Origin of the sequence: Streptomyces corynorhini (assembly GCF_003346515.1) — a bacterium.
Taxonomy (GTDB): Bacteria; Actinomycetota; Actinomycetes; order Streptomycetales; family Streptomycetaceae; genus Streptomyces; species Streptomyces corynorhini.
Genome location: NZ_QQNA01000244.1, coordinates 1 through 18706 on the forward strand (window position 1 = coordinate 1; position 18706 = coordinate 18706).

The 18706-nt window shown below is 73.0% G+C and carries 16 protein-coding genes, 1 pseudogene and 1 riboswitch; of the genes and pseudogenes, 4 read left to right on the forward strand and 13 right to left on the reverse strand.

Annotation, left to right across the window (positions count from 1 at the left end; genetic code table 11):
* Both DVH02_RS26485 and DVH02_RS26490 read left to right on the forward strand, forming a co-directional pair.
* Positions 1-356: pseudogene (locus tag DVH02_RS26485) on the forward strand (hypothetical protein); the annotation flags it as partial.
* A 373-nt stretch (positions 357-729) separates the two neighbouring features.
* Positions 730-2646, forward strand: a complete 1917-nt coding sequence (locus tag DVH02_RS26490) for an AAA family ATPase (protein WP_114626376.1) — start codon at positions 730-732, stop codon at positions 2644-2646.
* Between the two features lie 44 nt (positions 2647-2690).
* Here the strand turns inward: DVH02_RS26490 and DVH02_RS26495 are convergent, their stop codons facing one another.
* The 11 genes from DVH02_RS26495 to DVH02_RS26545 all read right to left on the reverse strand — a co-directional run bounded on the left by DVH02_RS26495 (position 2691) and on the right by DVH02_RS26545 (position 13099).
* On the reverse strand, positions 2691-3791 hold the full coding sequence (locus tag DVH02_RS26495; protein WP_114626377.1) for a hemolysin family protein: 1101 nt from the start codon (positions 3789-3791) through the stop codon (positions 2691-2693).
* Positions 3788-5275 carry a hemolysin family protein gene (locus tag DVH02_RS26500; protein ID WP_114626378.1) on the reverse strand — a complete coding sequence of 496 codons (1488 nt, stop codon included), beginning with the start codon at positions 5273-5275 and terminating at the stop codon, positions 3788-3790. Before DVH02_RS26500 ends, DVH02_RS26495 begins: the two co-directional genes overlap by 4 nt.
* A 199-nt stretch (positions 5276-5474) precedes the next feature.
* Positions 5475-5969: a PH domain-containing protein gene (locus DVH02_RS26505; protein WP_114626379.1), complete on the reverse strand. Its 495-nt coding sequence runs from the start codon at positions 5967-5969 to the stop codon at positions 5475-5477.
* 47 nt (positions 5970-6016) lie between these two features.
* Positions 6017-6865, reverse strand: a complete 849-nt coding sequence (gene hisG / locus DVH02_RS26510; protein WP_114626380.1) for an ATP phosphoribosyltransferase — start codon at positions 6863-6865, stop codon at positions 6017-6019.
* 67 nt (positions 6866-6932) lie between these two features.
* Positions 6933-7205 carry a phosphoribosyl-ATP diphosphatase gene (locus tag DVH02_RS26515; protein ID WP_114626381.1) on the reverse strand — a complete coding sequence of 91 codons (273 nt, stop codon included), beginning with the start codon at positions 7203-7205 and terminating at the stop codon, positions 6933-6935.
* Between the two features lie 8 nt (positions 7206-7213).
* Positions 7214-7726 (reverse strand): 6,7-dimethyl-8-ribityllumazine synthase, encoded by a 513-nt coding sequence (gene ribH / locus DVH02_RS26520; RefSeq protein ID WP_114626382.1) that lies wholly within the window; start codon positions 7724-7726, stop codon positions 7214-7216.
* A gap of 28 nt (positions 7727-7754) precedes the next feature.
* A complete protein-coding gene (locus DVH02_RS26525) occupies positions 7755-9053 on the reverse strand; it encodes a bifunctional 3,4-dihydroxy-2-butanone-4-phosphate synthase/GTP cyclohydrolase II (RefSeq protein ID WP_114626383.1) in 1299 nt (432 codons plus the stop codon).
* On the reverse strand, positions 9050-9631 hold the full coding sequence (locus DVH02_RS26530; protein ID WP_407697683.1) for a nicotinamide mononucleotide transporter family protein: 582 nt from the start codon (positions 9629-9631) through the stop codon (positions 9050-9052). The genes DVH02_RS26525 and DVH02_RS26530 overlap by 4 nt, the downstream gene beginning before the upstream one ends.
* A gap of 65 nt (positions 9632-9696) precedes the next feature.
* Positions 9697-10317, reverse strand: a complete 621-nt coding sequence (locus tag DVH02_RS26535; protein ID WP_114626385.1) for a riboflavin synthase — start codon at positions 10315-10317, stop codon at positions 9697-9699.
* Positions 10318-11469, reverse strand: coding sequence for a bifunctional diaminohydroxyphosphoribosylaminopyrimidine deaminase/5-amino-6-(5-phosphoribosylamino)uracil reductase RibD (gene ribD / locus DVH02_RS26540; protein WP_114626400.1), 1152 nt, complete (start codon positions 11467-11469; stop codon positions 10318-10320).
* A 184-nt stretch (positions 11470-11653) separates the two neighbouring features.
* Positions 11654-11784, reverse strand: a riboswitch (FMN riboswitch).
* Between the two features lie 85 nt (positions 11785-11869).
* Entirely contained in the window at positions 11870-13099 is a 1230-nt protein-coding gene (locus DVH02_RS26545) for an ROK family transcriptional regulator (protein WP_114626386.1), read from the reverse strand.
* A 178-nt stretch (positions 13100-13277) separates the two neighbouring features.
* Here DVH02_RS26545 and DVH02_RS26550 point away from each other — a divergent pair, with 178 nt between their 5' ends.
* Complete coding sequence (locus DVH02_RS26550; RefSeq protein ID WP_114626387.1) at positions 13278-14510, forward strand: MFS transporter; 1233 nt, start codon at positions 13278-13280, stop codon at positions 14508-14510.
* A 164-nt stretch (positions 14511-14674) separates the two neighbouring features.
* The gene (locus DVH02_RS26555) at positions 14675-16051 is read left to right on the forward strand and encodes a uracil-xanthine permease family protein (protein ID WP_114626388.1); all 1377 of its coding nucleotides are present in this window, start codon (positions 14675-14677) and stop codon (positions 16049-16051) included.
* A 12-nt stretch (positions 16052-16063) separates the two neighbouring features.
* On the opposite strand, the gene DVH02_RS26560 is transcribed toward DVH02_RS26555, so the two are convergent.
* A complete protein-coding gene (locus DVH02_RS26560; protein ID WP_233518478.1) occupies positions 16064-17713 on the reverse strand; it encodes a flavin monoamine oxidase family protein in 1650 nt (549 codons plus the stop codon).
* A gap of 124 nt (positions 17714-17837) precedes the next feature.
* Positions 17838-18635: a carbon-nitrogen hydrolase family protein gene (locus tag DVH02_RS26565; protein WP_114626390.1), complete on the reverse strand. Its 798-nt coding sequence runs from the start codon at positions 18633-18635 to the stop codon at positions 17838-17840.
* Positions 18636-18706 lie beyond the last annotated feature (71 nt).

Genomic DNA, 18706 nt, shown 5'->3' on the forward strand with positions numbered 1-18706 from the left:
CGCGCCGGTTCGACGCGCCCCGCGTGCTGCCGCCCGCTCCGGTGGTCGTGATCGAGGGGGTCGGCGCCGGGCGCCGGGCGCTGCGGCCGCATCTCGCCCGGCTGTGCTGGATGGACCGGGGCGACGAGGAGTCCTGGCGGCGCGGGCGCCGGCGCGACGGTCCCGCCCAGGCCGGTTTCTGGGACGGCTGGACGGTGGCGGAGGCACGCCACTTCACGTCGGACCCCTCGCGCCCGTTCGCCGACGCGCTGATACGGGAGGAGCCGACGGGGTACGAGGTGGTACCGGGGCCCGCGGCGGCCCCCAGAAAGGACCAGACCCTCACCCAGGGTGATCGGCTCGGGCCGTCCCACTGAACAGTCGGCAATCCGGTGCCACGGAGTGCCCAACTCGGCTTGACCGGGGGGCCGGACAGGTCTTACGTTCTTAATGTGCGGCTTTTCGGAGCCGCCGCGGACGCGAAGCCCCCGGTTGTTCCCCCGTGACCGGGGGCTTCGTTCTGCCCCGATCGCCGCTTTTCACCCCGCTCCTCCCGCACCTCTCCCCACCCTCGCGATCACGGTGGGTCACGGATGTGCGATCGGTTCGCGCCCTTAGTCGCATACCCTCTGCGCAGGTACGATGCCTCTCAGTGCGGTCAATTCCCGTCCGCGAGACAGTGGTTCGGCATGCCGCCGATGGGCGCCCGCCCGGCGGGACATCATGGGGGCACGGTTGGTGGGGGACCTGATGGATATCGGCACGCAGGGAACGGGAGCCCCGGCCGACCTCGCCTGGGTGCGCGGCGTGGACGCGTACACCATGGGGGCCTACCCCCAGGCGGAGGAGGAGTTCAGAGCCGCCGTCGCGCTCGACCCCGCGATGGCCGACGGCTGGCTGGGGCTGCACGCGCTGCGCGTCGACACCACCGCCGCCCTGCTCCACATGTACCGCCACCGCGACCGCTTCGGCGAGCAGCGCTCCCGCCACCGCCGCACCCTCAACTCCTGGTACTGGCTGGGCTGGTGGGTCCAACCCGTACTGGAGAGCGGCCGCGATCTGCTGCTCGCCCATGCCTCGCACTGGCTGGACGGCCGCCATGTCCCCGAGCTGGACCGGGCGTTGGCGGGGCTGCCGCCGGTGGACGCGGATCCGCAGGTGCGCTTCCTGCACGCCTGCCGCGCCTATCTGGTCAAGGACTGGGAGCAGTTGGTGCGGCACACCGAGCCGCTGGTCCACGACCCGCTGCTGGGGATCGAGGCGGGGCTCTTCGGCGGCATGGCCCGGGTCAGGCTGGAGATGTACGGGCAGGCCGAGCCGGTCCTCGCCACCTCGCTGATGCGCTGCCGCAGCGAGCAGCCGCAGCGCAAGGAGCTGCGCTACTGGCTGGCGCGCGCCCACGAGGGCACCGGCCGCAGCGCCGCCGCCCTGCCGCTCTACCGGGCCGTGCACCGGCTCGACCCCGCGTTCATGGACACCGCGGCCCGGCTCGCGGCCATCACCGACCTGGACGGCTACGAGGGCCCCGACGACCCGATGGGGCTGGCCTCGGTGGCGCTGGCCGGGCTCGGGCAGGACACCGCCGACGCGGGCGAGGCGCAACCGCCGCCCCAGGGCGAGCCGGACGGGCCGCCCGGCCTCGACCCGCTCGGCCGGGAGGCTGCCCCGCCCGGGACCGGCGGCGGCCCGGCGGGTAGCGGCCCGGCCGCCGCCGTCCCCGTACCCGGCCCCGTCCGGGAGAAGACCGCGCCACCGGCCTCCCCGCGCTTCCCGCAGGGCCCCACCGACCCCGCGCTGCTCGCGCGGGCGCTCGCCGAGCTGGAGCGGATGGTCGGCCTCGATCCGGTGAAGCGGCAGGTGAAGGCGGTCTCGGCGCAGCTGAACATGGCGCGGCTGCGGGCCGGCGCGGGGCTGCCCGTCCAGCCGCCGAAACGTCACTTTGTCTTCTCGGGTCCCTCGGGCACCGGCAAGACGACCGTCGCCCGCATCCTGGGCCGGATCTTCTACGCCCTCGGGCTGCTCGGCGGGGACCATCTGGTCGAGGCCCAACGGTCCGACCTGGTGGGCGAGTTCCTCGGCCAGACCGCGGTGAAGGCGAACGAGCTGATCGACTCGGCGATCGGCGGGGTGCTGTTCGTGGACGAGGCGTACAGCCTCTCCAACTCCGGCTACAGCAAGGGCGACGCCTACGGCGACGAGGCCCTTCAGGTGCTGCTCAAGCGCGCCGAGGACAACCGTGACCATCTGGTGGTCATACTCGCGGGCTATCCCGAGGGCATGGACCGGCTGCTGGCCACCAACCCGGGGCTCTCCTCGCGCTTCACCAGCCGGGTGGACTTCCCCAGCTACCGGCCGCTCGAACTGACCGCGATCGGCGGGGTGCTGGCGGCGGAGAACGGCGACGTCTGGGACGAGGAGTCCACGGACGAGCTGCGCTCGATCAGCGGGCACGTGGTCGACCAGGGGTGGATCGACGAGCTGGGCAACGGGCGCTTCGTGCGCACCCTGTACGAGAAGAGCTGCGCCTACCGCGATCTGCGGCTGTCCGGCTACGGCTCCACGCCCACCCGGGACGATCTGGCGACGCTGCGGCTGCCGGATCTGATGCAGGCGTACGGGGAGGTCCTGTCGGGCCGCGGTCCGGTCGACCGCGGCCCCCAGGAGTGACGGCCGGGACCGCACGGCTCAGCCGTGGTCCCGGCCGCCGTCCGTCAGCGGGCCAGGACCTGGTCCGCCCGGTCGGTGCGCTGCTCCCCCACCAGGGACGCCTGCGGGACGTCCTGCCGGTGGGAGGGGTCCCGTACCTCTCCGACGAGCATCTCCAGCACGTCCTCCAGGGCGACGAGCCCCAGCACCCGCCCGGACGCGTCCGCGACCTGGGCGAGATGGGTGGCGGCGCGGCGCATCACGGTGAGCGCGTCGTCCAGCGGGAGTTCCGCCCGCAGGGTGGCCATCGGCCGCCAGACGTGCTGCGGCACGGCGCGCTCCCCGGCCTCCAGATCGAGGACGTCCTTGACGTGCAGGAAGCCCATGAAGGCGCCGCTGCCCTCCGCGCAGACCGGGAAGCGGGAGAAGCCGGTCCGCACGGTCAGCTCCTCGATCTCGCGCGGGGTGACCGCGGGGGTCACCGTCACCAGGGAGGCACGGGTGAGCAGGACGTCGGTGACCGGACGGCTGCCCAGCTCCAACGCGTCCTCCAGCCGCTCCTGCGCCTCCGGTTCGAGCAGTCCCGCCTGGCCGGAGTCCTCGACGAGCCGGTTGAGCTGCTCGCTGGTGAAGACCGCCTCGACCTCGTCCTTGGGCTCGACGCGGAAGGCCCGCAGCACCAGCCGGGCGCAGGCGCCGAGACCGGCCGTGACCGGGCGGCAGAGCCGCGCGAAGCCGACCAGTCCGGGGCTGAGCCAGAGCGCGGTCCTCTCCGGCGCGGCCATGGCGAGGTTCTTGGGGACCATCTCGCCGATGACCAGGTGCAGGAAGACCACCAGGGCCAGGGCTATGACGTAGCCCAGCGGATGGATCAGCCCCTCGGGCAGCCGTACCGCTTCGAAGACGGGCTCCAGCAGGTGCGCGACGGTGGGCTCCGCGACGGCGCCCAGGGTCAGCGAGCAGACCGTGATGCCGAACTGGGCCGCCGCCATCATCTGCGGCAGGTTCTCCAGCCCGTACAGCGCCTGCCGGGCCCGGGTGGAGCCGCGCGCGGCGTGCGGTTCGATCTGGCTGCGGCGTACGGAGACGAGCGCGAACTCGGCTCCGACGAAGAAGCCGTTGGCCAGCACCAGCAGCAGGGCGAAGAGGAGTTGCAGGACGCTCATCGGCCGCCCTCCGCCATCGCTCCGACGCGGGCGGCCACCGGCTCGCGCACGTCCGGTGCGAGCGCGGCCACCGTCCCGTACGGACGGTCCGCCGCCCCGAACCCGTCGGGCCCGCCGGGGTGCGGGTCGGCCGGTCCGTCCGAGGGCCGGTCGGGCGGGGTGCCCGCCGGGGTGTCGGTGGTCCGTACGAGGCGGACGCGTTCGGCCCGGTAGCGGTCCACCTGGCGGACCGAGAGCCGCCAGCCGGGCAGCTCGGCGCGGTCGCCGGGGGCCGGGATGCGGCCGAGCAGATCGGCGACCAGACCGGCCAGGGTCTCGTAGGGCCCCTCCGGCACGTCGAGTCCGATCCTGCGCAGGGTCAGCACCCGGCAGCTGCCGTCGGCCTCCCAGGCGGGCCTGCCGTCCTCGGGCGCGGCGGGCGCCAGGTCGGGCCGGCTCTCGTGCTCGTCGTCGTGCTCGTCGCGGACCTCGCCGACCAGCTCCTCGATGATGTCCTCCAGGGTGACGACGCCGGCCGTGCCGCCGTACTCGTCGACCACGACGGCTATCGGCTGCTCGCTGCGCAGCCGCTCCAGCAGCTGCTGCACGGGCAGCGTCTCGGGCACCAGCAGCGCCGGGACGGCGATCCGCCCGGCCGGCGTGCGCAGTCGCTCCGCCACGGGCACGGCGAGGGCGTCCTTGAGGTGGATCATGCCGACGATCTCGTCGATGCGCTCCCGGTAGACGGGGAAGCGCGACAGGCCGGTGGCGCGGGTGAGGTTGAGGACGTCCGCCGCGGTCGCGTCGGACTGGAGGGCGCTGACCTTCACCCGGGGCGTCATCACGTGCTGCGCGGTGAGCCGGCCGAGCGAGAGGGTCCGTACGAACAGGTCGGCGGTGTCCTGTTCGAGGGTGCCGGCCCGTGCGGAGTGGCGGGCCAGGGAGACGAGTTCGCCGGGGGTGCGGGCCGAGGCGAGTTCGTCGGTCGGTTCCACGCCGAACAGCCGGACGAGCCGGTTGGCGACGGTGTTGAGCAGCGAGATCACCGGCCGGAAGACGGCCGAGAAGCGGTGCTGCGGTCCTGCCACGAACCGGGCGACCTGGAGCGGTCTGGAGACCGCCCAGTTCTTGGGGACGAGTTCGCCGATCACCATCTGGACGGCGGAGGCCAGCAGCATGCCGATCACCACCGCGATCCCGGAGACGGCGCCCGAGGGCAGTCCGGTCGCGGAGAGCGGGCCGTCGAGGAGCCGCGCGAGCGCGGGCTCGGCGAGCATGCCGACGACGAGCGAGGTGATGGTGATGCCCAGCTGGGTGCCGGAGAGCTGGAAGGAGAGTTCCCGCAGGGCCTTGACGACGGTGCGGGCGCGGCGGTCTCCGGCCGCGGCGGCGCGCTCGGCGTCGGGGCGGTCCACCGTGATGAGGCCGAATTCGGCCGCCACGAAGAAGCCGTTGGCCAGGATGAGAAGGAACGCTGCGGCGAGCAGCAGAAGGGGGATGATCATGCCGCCGCCTCTTCGAAGGGGGCGGCGCAGGTACTACCGGACGATCCGTCCATTGCTGGAGGGAGTCACTCCTCGGGTCGCAGGATGCCCCGCGGGCCGGTCTCGGCCGTCGGGTGCGGGGCGGGGCGCACTCGGCGCCTTGGCGACCAGAGTAATCAAGAGCGGGCGGCCGGGGGCAGTGGTGTGTGGGGCAACTGGCTCAGCCGCCGCCCGGGAGCGGCCCCGGCCGCTCCGTCGCGACGGCGGTGCGCGATTCGCTGAGGGCGCGCAGCGCGCGGGCGTCGCGCAGGGCGTGGGCCCTGGCCACACCGGGCTGAATGCCCAGGACGGGCATGCTGGAGCCGTCGTTGAGGTCGAGGAAGACCCAGGCGTCGCCGGGCCGCAGATTGACCCGCAGGATCTCGGCCCACTCCAGTCGGCGGGTCCTGGTGATATTGACGACAGTGATCCCGGTCTCGTCGGCGACGACCTTGGGGCGGCTGAGCAGCACCAGCACGCCGGAGAAGAGCAGGGCCGTGAGGACGAAGCTCAGCCGCTCCCCCGGGTGCAGGCCGTCGAGGAGCATGCCGATGGCCGAGACGGCCACGAACAGGGCGGCCCCCGCCGTCAGCAGTACGGCCCTGGTGCGGGTCGGCCGGAAGGTGACCGGCAGGGCGGACGGCGCGGTCCTGGGCGCGGGGGCGGGGGCTGCCATGGGTTTCGCTCTTCCCTGTGGAGTGGGTGCGGGGCTCCGGGAGGCCCTCAGAGACGGCAGGCGTGGATGGCCGTGGTGAGGATGGCGCGGGCGCCCAGGTCGTAGAGGTCGTCCATGATCCGCTGCGCCTCCTTGGCGGGGACCATCGCGCGGACGGCCACCCAGCCCTCGTTGTGCAGCGGGGAGATGGTCGGGGACTCCAGCCCGGGGGTGAGGGCCACGGCGCGCTCCAGGTGCTCGGCGCGGCAGTCGTAGTCCATCATCACGTACGTCCGGGCGACGAGGACGCCCTGGAGCCGGCGCAGGAACTGGCGCACCTTGGGCTCGTCGGCGTCGGCGCCGGTGCGCCGGATGACGATGGCCTCGGAGGTCATGATCGGCTCGCCGATCACCTCCAGGCCCGCGTTGCGCAGCGAGGTGCCGGTCTCCACCACGTCGGCGATGATCTGGGCGACGCCCAGCTCGATGGCGGTCTCGACGGCGCCGTCCAGGTGGACCACCGAGGCGTCGACGCCGTGGTCCGCGAGGTGCTGGGCGACGATGCCCTCGTACGAGGTGGCGACGGTCATGCCGCCGAAGTCGCCGACGCCGGTGGCGGTGCCGGGGCGGGTCGCGTAGCGGAAGGTGGAGCGGGCGAAGCCGAGCGGCAGGATCTCCTCCGCCTCGGCCTCGGAGTCCAGCAGCAGATCGCGTCCGGTGATGCCGATGTCGAGCTTGCCGGAACTCACGTAGATCGCGATGTCGCGGGGGCGCAGGTAGAAGAACTCGACCTGGTTGTCCGGGTCGACGAGGACGAGTTCCTTGCTCTCCTTGCGCTGCTGGTAGCCGGCCTCATGGAGCATCGCCGACGCCGGTCCCGAGAGTGAACCCTTGTTGGGGATGGCGATGCGCAGCATGAGGTCGGCTTCCTTTTTTGTCGTGCGGTGAGTCGTGCGGTACGGGGAGAAAGGTGCTCGTACAGGCTCAGAGGTGGGCGTACACGTCGTCAAGTGAGATTCCGCGCGCGACCATCATCACCTGGACGTGGTAGAGGAGCTGGGAGATCTCCTCGGCGGCGGCTTCCTTGCCCTCGTGCTCGGCGGCCATCCAGACCTCGGCCGCCTCTTCCACGACCTTCTTGCCGATGGCATGCACACCTTTTCCGACCAGTTCGGCGGTACGGGAGGTGGCGGGGTCGCCGTGGGCGGCCTTCTGCTGGAGCTCGCTGAACAGCTCCTCGAACGTCTTATTCGGCATGGTGGGGCCTACTTTACGCGGCCCGCGGCGGCCTGCTGGCGCCAGGGTTCCGCGATGGTGCGCAGGGTCGTGGCGGTGGCGACGGCGGCGGTGACCGCTTCGTGGCCCTTGTCCTCGTGGGAGCCTTCGAGGCCCGCCCGGTCCAGGGCCTGCTCCTCGGTGTCGCAGGTCAGGACGCCGAATCCGATCGGGACTCCGGTGTCGACGGAGACCTGGGTGAGGCCCTGGGTGACGCCCTGGCACACATACTCGAAGTGCGGGGTGCCGCCGCGCACGACCACGCCGAGGGCCACGACCGCGTCGTATCCCCGGCCGGCCAGCACCTTGGCGACGACGGGCAGTTCGAAGCTGCCGGGGACCCGCAGCAGGGTCGGCTCGTCGATGCCGAGGTCGCGCAGGGCGCGCAGGGCGCCGTCGACGAGACCGTCCATGATCTTCTCGTGCCACTGCGCCGCGATCACGGCGACCCGGAGGTCTCCGCAGTTCCGCACGCTCAGCTCGGGTGCGCCTTTGCCGCTCACGTCTCTCCTCGGGGGTGGTGTCGGTCGGTCACTGGTTGCCGCAGGTGGTGGCCGCGGCCGGGTCGAGCCAGGGCAGGTCGTGGCCCATCCGGTCGCGCTTGGTGCGCAGATAGCGGAGGTTGTGCTCGCCCGCCTGGACAGGCATCGGCTCGCGGCCGAGGACGCGCAGTCCGTGCCGGACGAGCGCGGTGGTCTTCTCCGGGTTGTTGGTCATCAGCCGCAGGCTGCGTACCCCGAGGTCGTCGAGGATCCGCGCGCCCGCCGCGTAGTCGCGGGCGTCGGCGGGCAGGCCCAGTTCGAGATTGGCGTCGAGGGTGTCCCGGCCGCGCTCCTGGAGTTCGTAGGCGCGCAGCTTGGACAGCAGGCCGATGCCGCGGCCCTCGTGTCCGCGCAGATAGACGACGACGCCCCGGCCTTCGGCGGTGACGCGCTCCATGGACGCCTGGAGCTGGGGGCCGCAGTCGCAGCGCTGCGAGCTGAAGATGTCGCCGGTCAGGCACTCGGAGTGGACCCGTACGAGGAGGTCCTCGCCGTCGCCGATCTCCCCGTGCACGAGGGCGACGTGTTCGACGCCGTCGACCGCCGAGCGGTAGCCGTACGCGGTGAACTCGCCGTACGCCGTGGGCAGCCGGACCTCGGCCTCGCGGCGGACGGAGGGCTCGGTGGCGCGGCGATGGGCGATCAGGTCCTCGATGGAGATGATCGTCAGGCCGTGCTTGCGGGCGAACGGGATCAGCTCGGGCAGCCGCAGCATCACCCCGTCCTCACCGGCGATCTCCACGATGGCCCCGGCGGGCCGCAGCCCGGCCAGCCGCGCCAGGTCGACGGCCGCCTCGGTGTGGCCGTTGCGGGCGAGCACCCCGCCGGGCTTGGCGCGCAGCGGGAAGACATGGCCGGGCCGGACGAAGTCGGCGGGCTCGGCGTCGCCCGCGGCGAGCAGCCGCAGCGTGGTGGCCCGGTCGGCGGCGGAGATGCCGGTGGTGACGCCGTGGGCGGCGGAGGCGTCGACGGAGACGGTGAACGCCGTGCGCATCGACTCGGTGTTGTGGCCGACCATCTGCGGGAGTTCGAGCCGGTCCAGCTCCGGTCCCTCCATGGGGGCGCAGATCAGGCCGCGGCACTCGCTCATCATGAAGGCGATGATCTCGGGGGTGGCCTTCTCGGCCGCGATGACGAGGTCACCCTCGTTCTCGCGGTCCTCGTCGTCGACGACGACGACGGGGCGACCGGCCGCGATGTCGCGTACGGCCTGCTCCACCGGGTCGAGGGAGAGGTCCTCCGCGTTGTCCTTGGAGTACCACGTGAGGGGTCGGGGGCTGGAGGTCATGCTGCTGCTCCTTCCAGGGACGGGGCGCCGGCGCGGGAGCGCTGCCACCAGTCGCGCAGGCCCCACAGGACGAGCGCGAGGTAGATCACGTACACGAGACCGGAGAAGGCGAGCCCGCCGCTGAAGGCGAGCGGTACGCCGACGATGTCGACGAGCAGCCAGGCGAACCAGAATTCGACGAGTCCGCGGGCCTGGGCGACCATCGCGGCGAGGGTGCCGACGAAGATGTACGCGTCGGGCCAGGGGTTCCAGGACAGTTCGGGTACGGCGGTGAACAGGCCGCCGACCGCGAGGGTGCCCAGGGCGGTCCCGGCCAGCAGGACGCCGCGCTCGCGCCAGGAGGCGAACCGTACGGCGATCGAGCCGTCCTGCGCCTGCTGCCTGCCGCGCTGCCACTGGCGCCAGCCCCACAGCGCCACGCCCATGACCAGCAGCTGCTTGCCGATCCCGCCGCTGAGGTGGGCGGAGGCGTAGGCACCGACCAGGATGACGCCGGAGAGGAACTGGGCGGGCCAGGTCCAGATCGAGCGGCGCCAGCCGAGCGCGAGGGCGGCCAGGCCGATGGTGTTGCCGATCATGTCGGACCACAGGATGTGCTGACCGAAGGCCGTGAATGCCTCACCGTTCAGCCAGGAGAGGGTGTTCACCGTTCGGGCTCCTCGGCCGGGGCCGGCCGGCCGGGGGCCAGCAGCCTTTCGACGTATTTCGCGATGACGTCGACTTCGAGGTTGACCGGGTCGCCCGGTCCCTTGATGCCGAGGGTGGTCAGCGCGAGGGTGGTGGGGATGAGGCTGATGGTGAAGTAGTCGGCGCCCGCCTCGACCACGGTGAGGCTGACGCCGTCCACGGTGATCGAGCCCTTCTCCACGACGTAGCGGCTCAGGGCGGCGGGCAGCGAGACCTTGACGATCTCCCAGTGCTCGGAGGGGGTGCGCGCGACGACGGTGCCGGTGCCGTCGACATGGCCCTGGACGATGTGTCCGCCGAGCCGGCCGCCGACGGCCATGGGCCGCTCCAGGTTGACCCGGGAGCCGGTCGCCAGGGCGCCGAGGCTGGAGCGGTTCAGCGTCTCGGCCATCACATCGGCGGTGAACTCGCCGTCCCCGTGGTCCACGACCGTGAGACAGACGCCGTTGACGGCGATGGAGTCCCCGTGCCCGGCGCCCTCGGTGACGAGGGGGCCGCGCAGCCGGAAGCGGGAGGCGTCGCCGAGGTTCTCGACGGCGGTGACCTCACCCAGCTCTTCGATGATTCCGGTGAACACTCAACGCTCCTTGGGGGCGGTGGAAACGACGGTGGGGACGGCGGTGCCGGGAACGGCGGCGGGCCCGGCGGCCGGAGCGAGCGGGACCGCGGTGATCCGCAGGTCGGGTCCGATCCGTACGGCGTCGGTCATCCGCAGGCGCAACGCCTCGGTGATCGTGCTGATTCCGGCGTCGGCCAGGGCGGTGGGCCCGGCGCCGAGCAGGGCGGGGGCGAGATAGCCGACGACCTTGTCGACGGCTCCGGCCGCGACGAAGGAACCGGCCAGCGCCGGGCCCCCTTCGAGGAGGACGGAGCGCACGCCCCGCGCGTACAGGGCGGCCAGCAGCGCGGGGATGTCCAGGCCGCGGCCGGACCTGGGCAGCCGTACGACCTCGGGCAGCGCGCCCGCGTCGGCGTCCTCGGCGACGGCGACCAGGGTGGGCGCGGCGTCGTCGAGCACCCGGGCGCCGGGCCGCACGGCGGTGGCGTCGGTGTCCACGACGACGCGCAGCGGCTGGACCACGTCCACCCCGGAGCCGTCCACGCCGGAGCCGTCCGCCCCGGCGGGGCGGGCCGCGAGGTGCGGGTCGTCGGCGCGGGCGGTGCCGGAGCCGACCACGACGGCGTCGGCCTCGGCGCGCAGCCGGTGCACGTCGGCGCGCGCCTCGGCGGAGGTGATCCAGCGGCTGGTGGAGTCGGCGGCGGCGCTGCGTCCGTCGAGGGTGGCCGCGTACTTCCAGGTGACGTGGGGGCGGCCGAGCCGTACGGAGGTGAGCCAGGCGGCGTTGCCCTCCCGCGCCTCGTCGGCGAGCAGCCCCCGCTCGACGGCGACCCCGGCGGCCCGCAGGATCTCGGCGCCGCCCCTGGCCCGCGGATTGGGGTCGGCGACCGCGTACACGACGCGGGCGACACCCGCGTCGATGAGCGCGCGGGCGCAGGGGGCGGTCCTGCCGGTGTGGGCACAGGGTTCGAGCGTGACGTACGCGGTGGCGCCCCGGGCCAGGTCACCGGCCGCGCGCAGGGCGTGCACCTCGGCGTGCGGGCCGCCGGCGCGGCGGTGGAACCCCTCGCCCACGGGCTGCCCCGCGGCGTCCAGGATCACGCATCCGACGACCGGGTTGGGGCTGGTGGAGCCCAGTCCGCGCGCGGCCAGTGCGACGGCGCGCCGCATGGCGTCCGCGTCGGTGACGGCTTCGGCTTCCGTGGCCACCGGGTCTCCTGCCTCTTCGGGCACGGACTCCGGGGCCTGTCGATGACGACAGATGAAGCGGGAACGCACACGGGGGGCGTCATGGCCGGAGATCCCGTCCGTCCAAGGACCGGTCGCCGGACACCGACGCGCCCGTGAGGGCCCGCCGCGCACTGCCTCCCATCCGGACTTTCACCGTCGGTCCAGGAATCTCACCTGGTCAACCGGCCGCTGGCTGCGGACGGGTCGCGGACTATAACCGCCGGTTCGGAATTGCACCGACCCCGGAGTGCGCTGCTGCTGTTACCCGCCCAGTGTGCCACGCGCGATCGTCGGCCATCCGGGTGACCTTTGTGGCGTCACTCACAGAGTGCCGGTTGTCTCACGGAGTGAACAGTTCGTCCTGTGCCGCTTCCCGCGCCGTCAGCAGCGCACCGCGCAGGACGGCCGCGCCGCCGAGCGTCCCGGCCCGTACCTCCGTGCGCAGCGGGGACATGAGCGCGAGCCGGTCCTCGACGCGGGCGGCCAGCGCCGCGCCGCCCGCGTGGCCGACCTCACCGGCGAGCACGATCCGGCCGGGGTCGAGGACCGCGCTGACCGCCGCCGTACCGATGGCCAACCGGTCGGCGAGCGCGTCGAGGAAGGCTCCGGCGGCGTCCTGCCGCCCGGACGCGGGCCGCCCGGACGCGGGCCGTCCGCCGGGCGCCGCGGACCGCACGTCGGCGACCGCGGCGCGCACCAGGGCCGTGGCGGGCGGCTCCTGGGGGCCCGCGGCGGCCGATACGCCGTACGCGGCGGCGAGTTCGGCGACGGCGGCGGAGCCCGCCAGGGAGTGGAAGCCGCCCTCGCAGCCCGCCGCCGAGGGCAGCCGCGCGGTGCCGGGTACGGGCAGGAAGCCGATCTCGCCCGCGCCGCCGGAGGCGCCCTTGCGGAGCTTGCCGTCGAGCACGACGGCGGCGCCGACGCCGAGCCCCAGCCAGAGCAGGACGAAGGTGTCCTGCCCTCTGGCCGCGCCGAGGCGCTGCTCGGCGAGGGCGGCGAGGTTGGTCTCGTTCTCCACCAGGACGGTGGCGGGCAGCCGTTCCTGGAGCGCGGCGACCAGCCGCCGGTGCCAGGCGGGCAGCCCGGTGGTCTCGCGCAGTTCGCCGGAGACCGGGTCGACCAGTCCGGGGGCGCCGACGCCGACGCTGTGCAGGGGTTCGGCGCCGGCCTCGCGCGCCGTGCGTTCCAGCAGGGCGACGGCCTGTTCGACGGCGGCTTCCGTGGCGGTCTCGCTGCCGATGGGCGCGGTGGCCTCGGCGAGGGTGGTGCCGAGCAGGTCGGCGACGACGACGGAGACGCTGTGGGTCCTGACGTCGAGGGCCGCGAGGTGGGCGCGGTCCGCGGCGATCCCGTACAGCCGGGCGTTGGGCCCCCGGCGCCGGTCGCCGGTCTCCCCGACCACCCTGACCAGGCCGGAGTCCTGGAGCCGCTCCACCAGATCGGCGACGGTGGGGCGGGAGAGCCCGGTCAGCGTCTTGAGCTGGCTCGCCGTCAGGGGGCCTTCCCGCTGGAGCAGTCCGAGGGCCAGCCGGTCGTTGATCACCCGGGCGGTACTCGGAGATGCGGCCATGCCGGGATCCTTCCAGATGAGCCGCCGCGGCTGCGACGGGGGCCGGGAGCGGGACCGGGAGCGGGACCGGGCGGTCCCGTATCGGGCTCCGGGCGGGGCCTATTTATCAGGCAGGGTTCCTGATAGTTTACTCCGCGCGCCGGAGGTCGGCGCGCCACCCGAAGGGAACAAGACGGAGATGCCGGCTGAAATGGTCTACGACAAAGAGCGGTTGCGACGGGCCAGGTTCGCCGTCGCCGCCGTCTTCTGTGTGCACGGCGCGGTCACCGGCAGCTTCGCCACCCGGGTCCCCTGGATCCAGGAGCACGCGGGGCTGAGCGCGGGCCAGCTCGGGGTGGCGCTCGCCTTCCCCGCGATCGGCTCGGTGACCGCGATGCCACTGGCGGGTGCGATCAGCCACCGCTTCGGGAGCCGTACGGCGCTGCGCGGACTGCTCGCGCTGTGGACACTCGCGCTGATCCTGCCGTCCCTCGCGCCGGATCTGGTCACGCTGTGCGCGGCGCTGTTCGTGTACGGGGCCGCCGCCGGCATGTCCGACGTGGCGATGAACGCCATCGGTCTGGAGACCGAGTCCCGGCTCGGCAAGTCGATCATCTCCAGCCTGCACGGCATGTGGAGCGTGGGCGCGCTGATCGGCTCGGCGGCCGGGGCGCTCGCGGCGCATCTGGGCTCCGACGCCCGGCTGCACCATCTGCTGGCCGCTCTCACTCTCACCGTGTTCGGCGCCGCCGCCTGCCAGGGTGTGCTGGACAGCCGTCCGGCGGCCGACGAGGAGCCGCCGCCCCGGTTCGCGCTGCCGCCGAGGTCCGCGCTGCTCATCGGCGCGATCGGGTTCTGCGCCGTCTTCGCCGAGGGCGCGAGCCTGGACTGGTCCGCCGTCTTCCTGCGGGACATCCTGGACACCTCGCCCGGGGTGGCCGCCGCCTCGACCACGGCCTTCGCGCTCACGATGGCCGTCGCGCGGCTCGTGGGCGACAAGGTGATCGACCGGTTCGGCGCCGTGCGGACCACGCGGACCGGCGGGGTGCTGGCGGCGGCGGGCGGGGTCCTCGTCGTCGTGGCCCCGCATCCGGTGGTCGCCATGGGCGGCTTCGGACTGCTCGGGCTCGGGATCGCCACGGTCGTACCACTCGCCTTCGCGGCGGCGGCGCGCTCCGGCCCGAACGCGAGCCAGGCCATCGCGGGCGTGGCCACCATCACGTACACCTCCGGGCTGATCGCGCCCTCCGCGATCGGCGCGGTCGCCGACGCCACCTCGCTGGTGGTCTCCTTCGGTCTGGTGACCCTGCTCGCCTGCGGTCTGGTGGCGGGCGCCGGGGTGCTGCGCTCCGGCGGTACGAAGGCGCGGGGGTCGACGGGCGCGGCGGCGGGCTCGGGCGGCGGCGTGGAAATGAGCCCGGCGGGCGACTGAGGGGACGGCGGGCGGACGGGCGGACGCGGCGTCCGGCGGCGGGCCGAGCGCGACCAAGGGCCGTCCGGAACAGCCCGCGGCGGGCCGAGCGCGACCAAGGGCCGTCCGGGACAGCCCTTAATATGAGCTGATCTTTTTCGGCCATGACTGACGTGGAGCCCCTCATGAATCTCGGCGTGCGCTGGACCCTGCACGGAGACGGGCGCACGCCCGCGCCCGGCGCCGTCGTACGCCCCGACGAACGGCTCTCCTGGCCCCGTACGGCGGGGCTCGGCGCCCAGCACGTGGTGGCGATGTTCGGCGCGTCCTTCGTCGCGCCGGTTCTGATGGGGCTGGACCCCAACCTCGCGATCATGATGTCCGGCGTCGCGACGGTGATCTTCCTGCTGGCGACCCGGGGCCGGGTGCCCAGCTATCTGGGCTGCTCGCTCTCGTTCGTCGGCGTGGCCGCCACCATCCGGGCCTCGGGCGGCGACAGCGCCACCGTCACCGGCGCGATCCTGGTGGTCGGCGCCGCGCTCTTCCTGGTGGGGCTGGTGGTCAGGCGCTTCGGCGCCCGGGTCGTCCATGTCGCGATGCCCCCGGTGGTGACCGGCGCCGTCGTCATGCTGATCGGCTTCAACCTGGCGCCGGTCACGGCCGCCACGTACTGGCCGCAGGACCAGTGGACGGCGCTGCTGGTGATGGTCTTCACCGGGCTCGCCGTGGTCTGTCTGCGCGGCTTCTGGTCCCGGATCGCGATCTTCCTCGGGCTGGTCTTCGGGTACGGCGTCTCCTGGCTGTTCGACCGGGTCTTCGGCCGGATCCACTCGACGACCGGCGGCGCGGAGGCGGTCGACCACTGGCGGCTCGATCTGTCGGGCGTCGGCAGGGCCGACTGGATCGGGCTGCCGAGCTTCCACGCGCCGAGCTTCGAGTGGTCCGCGATCCTCGTCGCGCTGCCGGTCGTCATCGCGCTGATCGCGGAGAACGCCGGGCATGTGAAGGCCGTCGGCGAGATGACCGGCGACCCCCTCGACGACGAGCTGGGAACGGCGATCGCCGCCGACGGCGCCGCCTCGATGCTCTCCACGGCCGTGGGCGGTCCGCCCAACACCACGTACTCCGAGAACATCGGCGTCATGGCCGCCACCCGCGTCTACTCCACCGCCGCCTACTGGGCCGCCGCCGGCTTCGCCCTGCTCTTCGGGCTCTGCCCCAAGTTCGGCGCGGTCGTCGCCGCGATCCCCGGCGGGGTGCTCGGCGGGATCACCGTCATCCTGTACGGCATGATCGGGCTGCTCGGCGCGCAGATCTGGACCAACGCCGGGGTGGATCTGCGCAATCCGCTCAATCTGGTGCCGACGGCGGCCGGGATCATCATCGGGGTCGGCGGGGTGAGCCTGCGGATCAGCGACACCTTCGAGATCGGCGGGATCGCGCTCGGCACCATCGTGGTCGTCACCGGCTACCACGTCCTGCGCGCCTTCGCGCCCGCGCACCTCAAGGAGCAGACGCCGCTGCTGGACTCCGGCACCTCGGCCTACGACAAGGATGCGTGAGCGTCGGCCGGGTCAGTCCTCGGGGAGTTCGACCGGGGCGAGCGCGTCGAACAGGTCGCCGGGCCCCGGGTTGGTGGCGTCGGTGGCGCCGCCGAAGTGGCGCATCACGCCCCACACCGCGTTGAGCGCGGTCTGCACGGCGCCCTCCGCCCAGCCCGCCGTCCACGAGATGTCGTCCCCCGCCAGGAAGATCCCCCGGCGGCCGGGAGGCAGCCGGTCCTGCATGAAGTGGGTGAACAGCCGCCGCTGGTAGCGGTAGTGGCCGGGCAGGTTCGCCTTGAAGGCGCCCATGAACCAGGGCTCGTTCTCCCAGGACACGGTCACCGGGGTGCCGATGACATGGCGTCGGATGTCGACCTTCGGATAGATCTCGCCCAGCGAGTTGAGCATGACCTCCATCCGTTCCTCGGCGGAGAGCGGCAGCCATTTGAGGCTGTCGTCGCACCAGGTGTACGAGAGGCAGATGACGGCGGGCCGGTCGGGACCGTTGTCGAGCAGATAGGTGCCGCGGGTCATCCGGTCGGTGAGCGTCATCGACATCGTGTCGCGCCCGGTCGGCTCGCCCCGGTCGTCCACGGCCTCGTCCAGCCAGAACGGCCGGTCCACGGGGACGAACAGCTTGGACGACTCCATGTAGTGGGTGCGCTCCATCGCCGTCCAGTGGTCGATCGGGAAGAGCGTGTCGTCGCAGGCGATCCGGGACAGCAGCAGCCAGGACTGCGCGGTGAAGACCGCCGCCCGGTAGGTGCGGATGGCGCCCGAGGCGTCCGTGACGGTGATCCGGTCTCCCGCGGTGCGGTGCAGCCGGGTGACGGCGGGGCGGGGCGCGCCGTCGTGCAGCGAGGAGAGCGAGGTGCCCGCGGGCCAGTGGGTGATCTTGCCCGGCGCGCGCTCCCACAGCCGCAGCGGCAGCTGGGCGCTGCCGCCGACGATGGAGCGGTGATGGTCGTCGGCCTCCGTGTAGACCACCCGCAGGATCTCCAGGATGGAGTGCGGGAAGTCGGTGTCCCAGCCGCCGGTCCCGAAGCCGACCTGGCCGAAGATCTCCCGGTGACGGAAGGAGGCGAAGGCAGGCGAGGAGCAGAGGAAGCCGTAGAAGGTCTGGTCGTCGAGCTTCTCGACCAGCCGCGCCCAGATCTCCCGGATCCGCGGGACGTCGCGCTCGCGCAGCGCCCGGTTCATGTCGGAGAAGTCGGCGCCCTCTTCGAGACAGGTGTGCCAGGCGTCCATGACGTCACGGAAGACCTGCGGCAGGTCGTCGGCGGTCCTGGCGTAGTGGGAGGTGCCCTTCAGGTCGATGACGGTCGAAGGGGTGTCAGGGGCGAGCGGGTTGGGGAACGGCCGGGTGCGCAGGCCCACCAGGTCGATGTAGTGCTGGAGCGCGGTGGAGGAGGGCGGGAAGCGCATCGCCCCCATCTCGGCGGTCAGTTCGGGATCGCACCCGTCGAAGCCCACCGTGCGCAGCCGGCCGCCGATGCGGTCGGCCTCGTACACGACGGGCTTGAGGCCCATCTTCATCAGCTCGTACGCGGTGACCATCCCGGAGAGCCCGCCGCCGATGACGGCGACCTCGGCGCCGTGCTCGGTCGCCGGTATCTGGCCGAGCCCGGCGGGGTGGGCGAGGAAGTCGTCGTACGGGTAGGGGAAGTCGGGGCCGACCATGGTGATGGGCGGCGGCTCGCGGCGGTCGCGCTCCGGCCGGGGGTGGCTGCCGGAGGCGGGCGGCGTGGGCGTCATGGGGTACGGACTCCTCGCGGAACGAACAGGCGGAACGAGCGGTGGGGGGTCAGACGAGGGAGCCGTACAGACCGGGGCGGCGGTCCCGCAGATACGGGTTGGCCGCGCGCGAGGCACTCAGCAGTACGGGATCGACGTCGCCGACGAGCAGTTCCGCACCGCGGCCCGCGCGCACCCGGGTCGCGCCGTCGGGCGCGGCCAGACAGCTCAGCCCGACGAACTCGAACTCGCCTTCCGTGCCGGTCCTGTTCACGTACGCCACGTACATCTGGTTCTCGAACGCCCGGACCGGTACGACGGATTCGGCGACGAACTGGAAGGGGTGCATCTGCGCGGTGGGCACGAGCAGCAGATCGGTGCCCGCGAGCGCGTGGGCCCGTACGTTCTCCGGGAACTCCACGTCGTAGCAGATCATGAGGCCGATCCGGACTCCCGCCAGTTCGGCCTGGACGACCGCCTGCTCCCCCGGGGTGAACCACTCGTGTTCGAAGCAGCCGAAGAGATGGGTCTTGCGGTAGTTGGCGAGCCGCGCACCGTCGGGGCCGATCAGCTGCGCGGCGTTGAAGATCCGCTCTCCGGCGCGCTCGGGGTAGCCGTAGACGACCGCGAGTGCGTGCCGGAGAGCGATCGCGGCGACGGCCTCGGCGGCCGGACCGTCCGCCGGTTCGGCGAGCCGGGGAACGGCGTCGCCGATGGCGTACCCGGTCAGGAACAGCTCGGGGCAGACCAGCAGCCCGGCTCCGGCGGCCGCGGCGCGCGCGGCCGCCGCCTCCAGGGCGTCCAGGTTAGCGGCCACCGCGCCGGGGTGGCCGGAACTCTGGAGCAGGGCGGTGCGCAGGGGCGGCATGACGGACCTCGGGCGTGACGGAAGGGACGGCCGGGGCCGCCGGGAGGAGGGGGAGGGGCAACACGTCGACC

Excerpts from the sequence above, each read along its gene's own strand:
- DVH02_RS26490 (WP_114626376.1), top strand. The coding sequence starts at position 730 with ATGGATATCGGCACGCAGGGAACGGGAGCCCCGGCCGACCTCGCCTGG.
- DVH02_RS26530 (WP_407697683.1), bottom strand. The coding sequence starts at position 9,631 with ATGATCGGCAACACCATCGGCCTGGCCGCCCTCGCGCTCGGCTGGCGC.
- DVH02_RS26500 (WP_114626378.1), bottom strand. The coding sequence starts at position 5,275 with ATGATCATCCCCCTTCTGCTGCTCGCCGCAGCGTTCCTTCTCATCCTG.
- ribD (WP_114626400.1), bottom strand. The coding sequence starts at position 11,469 with ATGCGGCGCGCCGTCGCACTGGCCGCGCGCGGACTGGGCTCCACCAGC.
- DVH02_RS26555 (WP_114626388.1), top strand. The coding sequence starts at position 14,675 with ATGAATCTCGGCGTGCGCTGGACCCTGCACGGAGACGGGCGCACGCCC.
- DVH02_RS26495 (WP_114626377.1), bottom strand. The coding sequence starts at position 3,791 with ATGAGCGTCCTGCAACTCCTCTTCGCCCTGCTGCTGGTGCTGGCCAAC.
- DVH02_RS26550 (WP_114626387.1), top strand. The coding sequence starts at position 13,278 with ATGCCGGCTGAAATGGTCTACGACAAAGAGCGGTTGCGACGGGCCAGG.
- DVH02_RS26560 (WP_233518478.1), bottom strand. The coding sequence starts at position 17,713 with ATGGTCGGCCCCGACTTCCCCTACCCGTACGACGACTTCCTCGCCCAC.
- DVH02_RS26515 (WP_114626381.1), bottom strand. The coding sequence starts at position 7,205 with ATGCCGAATAAGACGTTCGAGGAGCTGTTCAGCGAGCTCCAGCAGAAG.
- DVH02_RS26525 (WP_114626383.1), bottom strand. The coding sequence starts at position 9,053 with ATGACCTCCAGCCCCCGACCCCTCACGTGGTACTCCAAGGACAACGCG.
- DVH02_RS26545 (WP_114626386.1), bottom strand. The coding sequence starts at position 13,099 with ATGGCCGCATCTCCGAGTACCGCCCGGGTGATCAACGACCGGCTGGCC.
- DVH02_RS26565 (WP_114626390.1), bottom strand. The coding sequence starts at position 18,635 with ATGCCGCCCCTGCGCACCGCCCTGCTCCAGAGTTCCGGCCACCCCGGC.
- hisG (WP_114626380.1), bottom strand. The coding sequence starts at position 6,865 with ATGCTGCGCATCGCCATCCCCAACAAGGGTTCACTCTCGGGACCGGCG.
- DVH02_RS26505 (WP_114626379.1), bottom strand. The coding sequence starts at position 5,969 with ATGGCAGCCCCCGCCCCCGCGCCCAGGACCGCGCCGTCCGCCCTGCCG.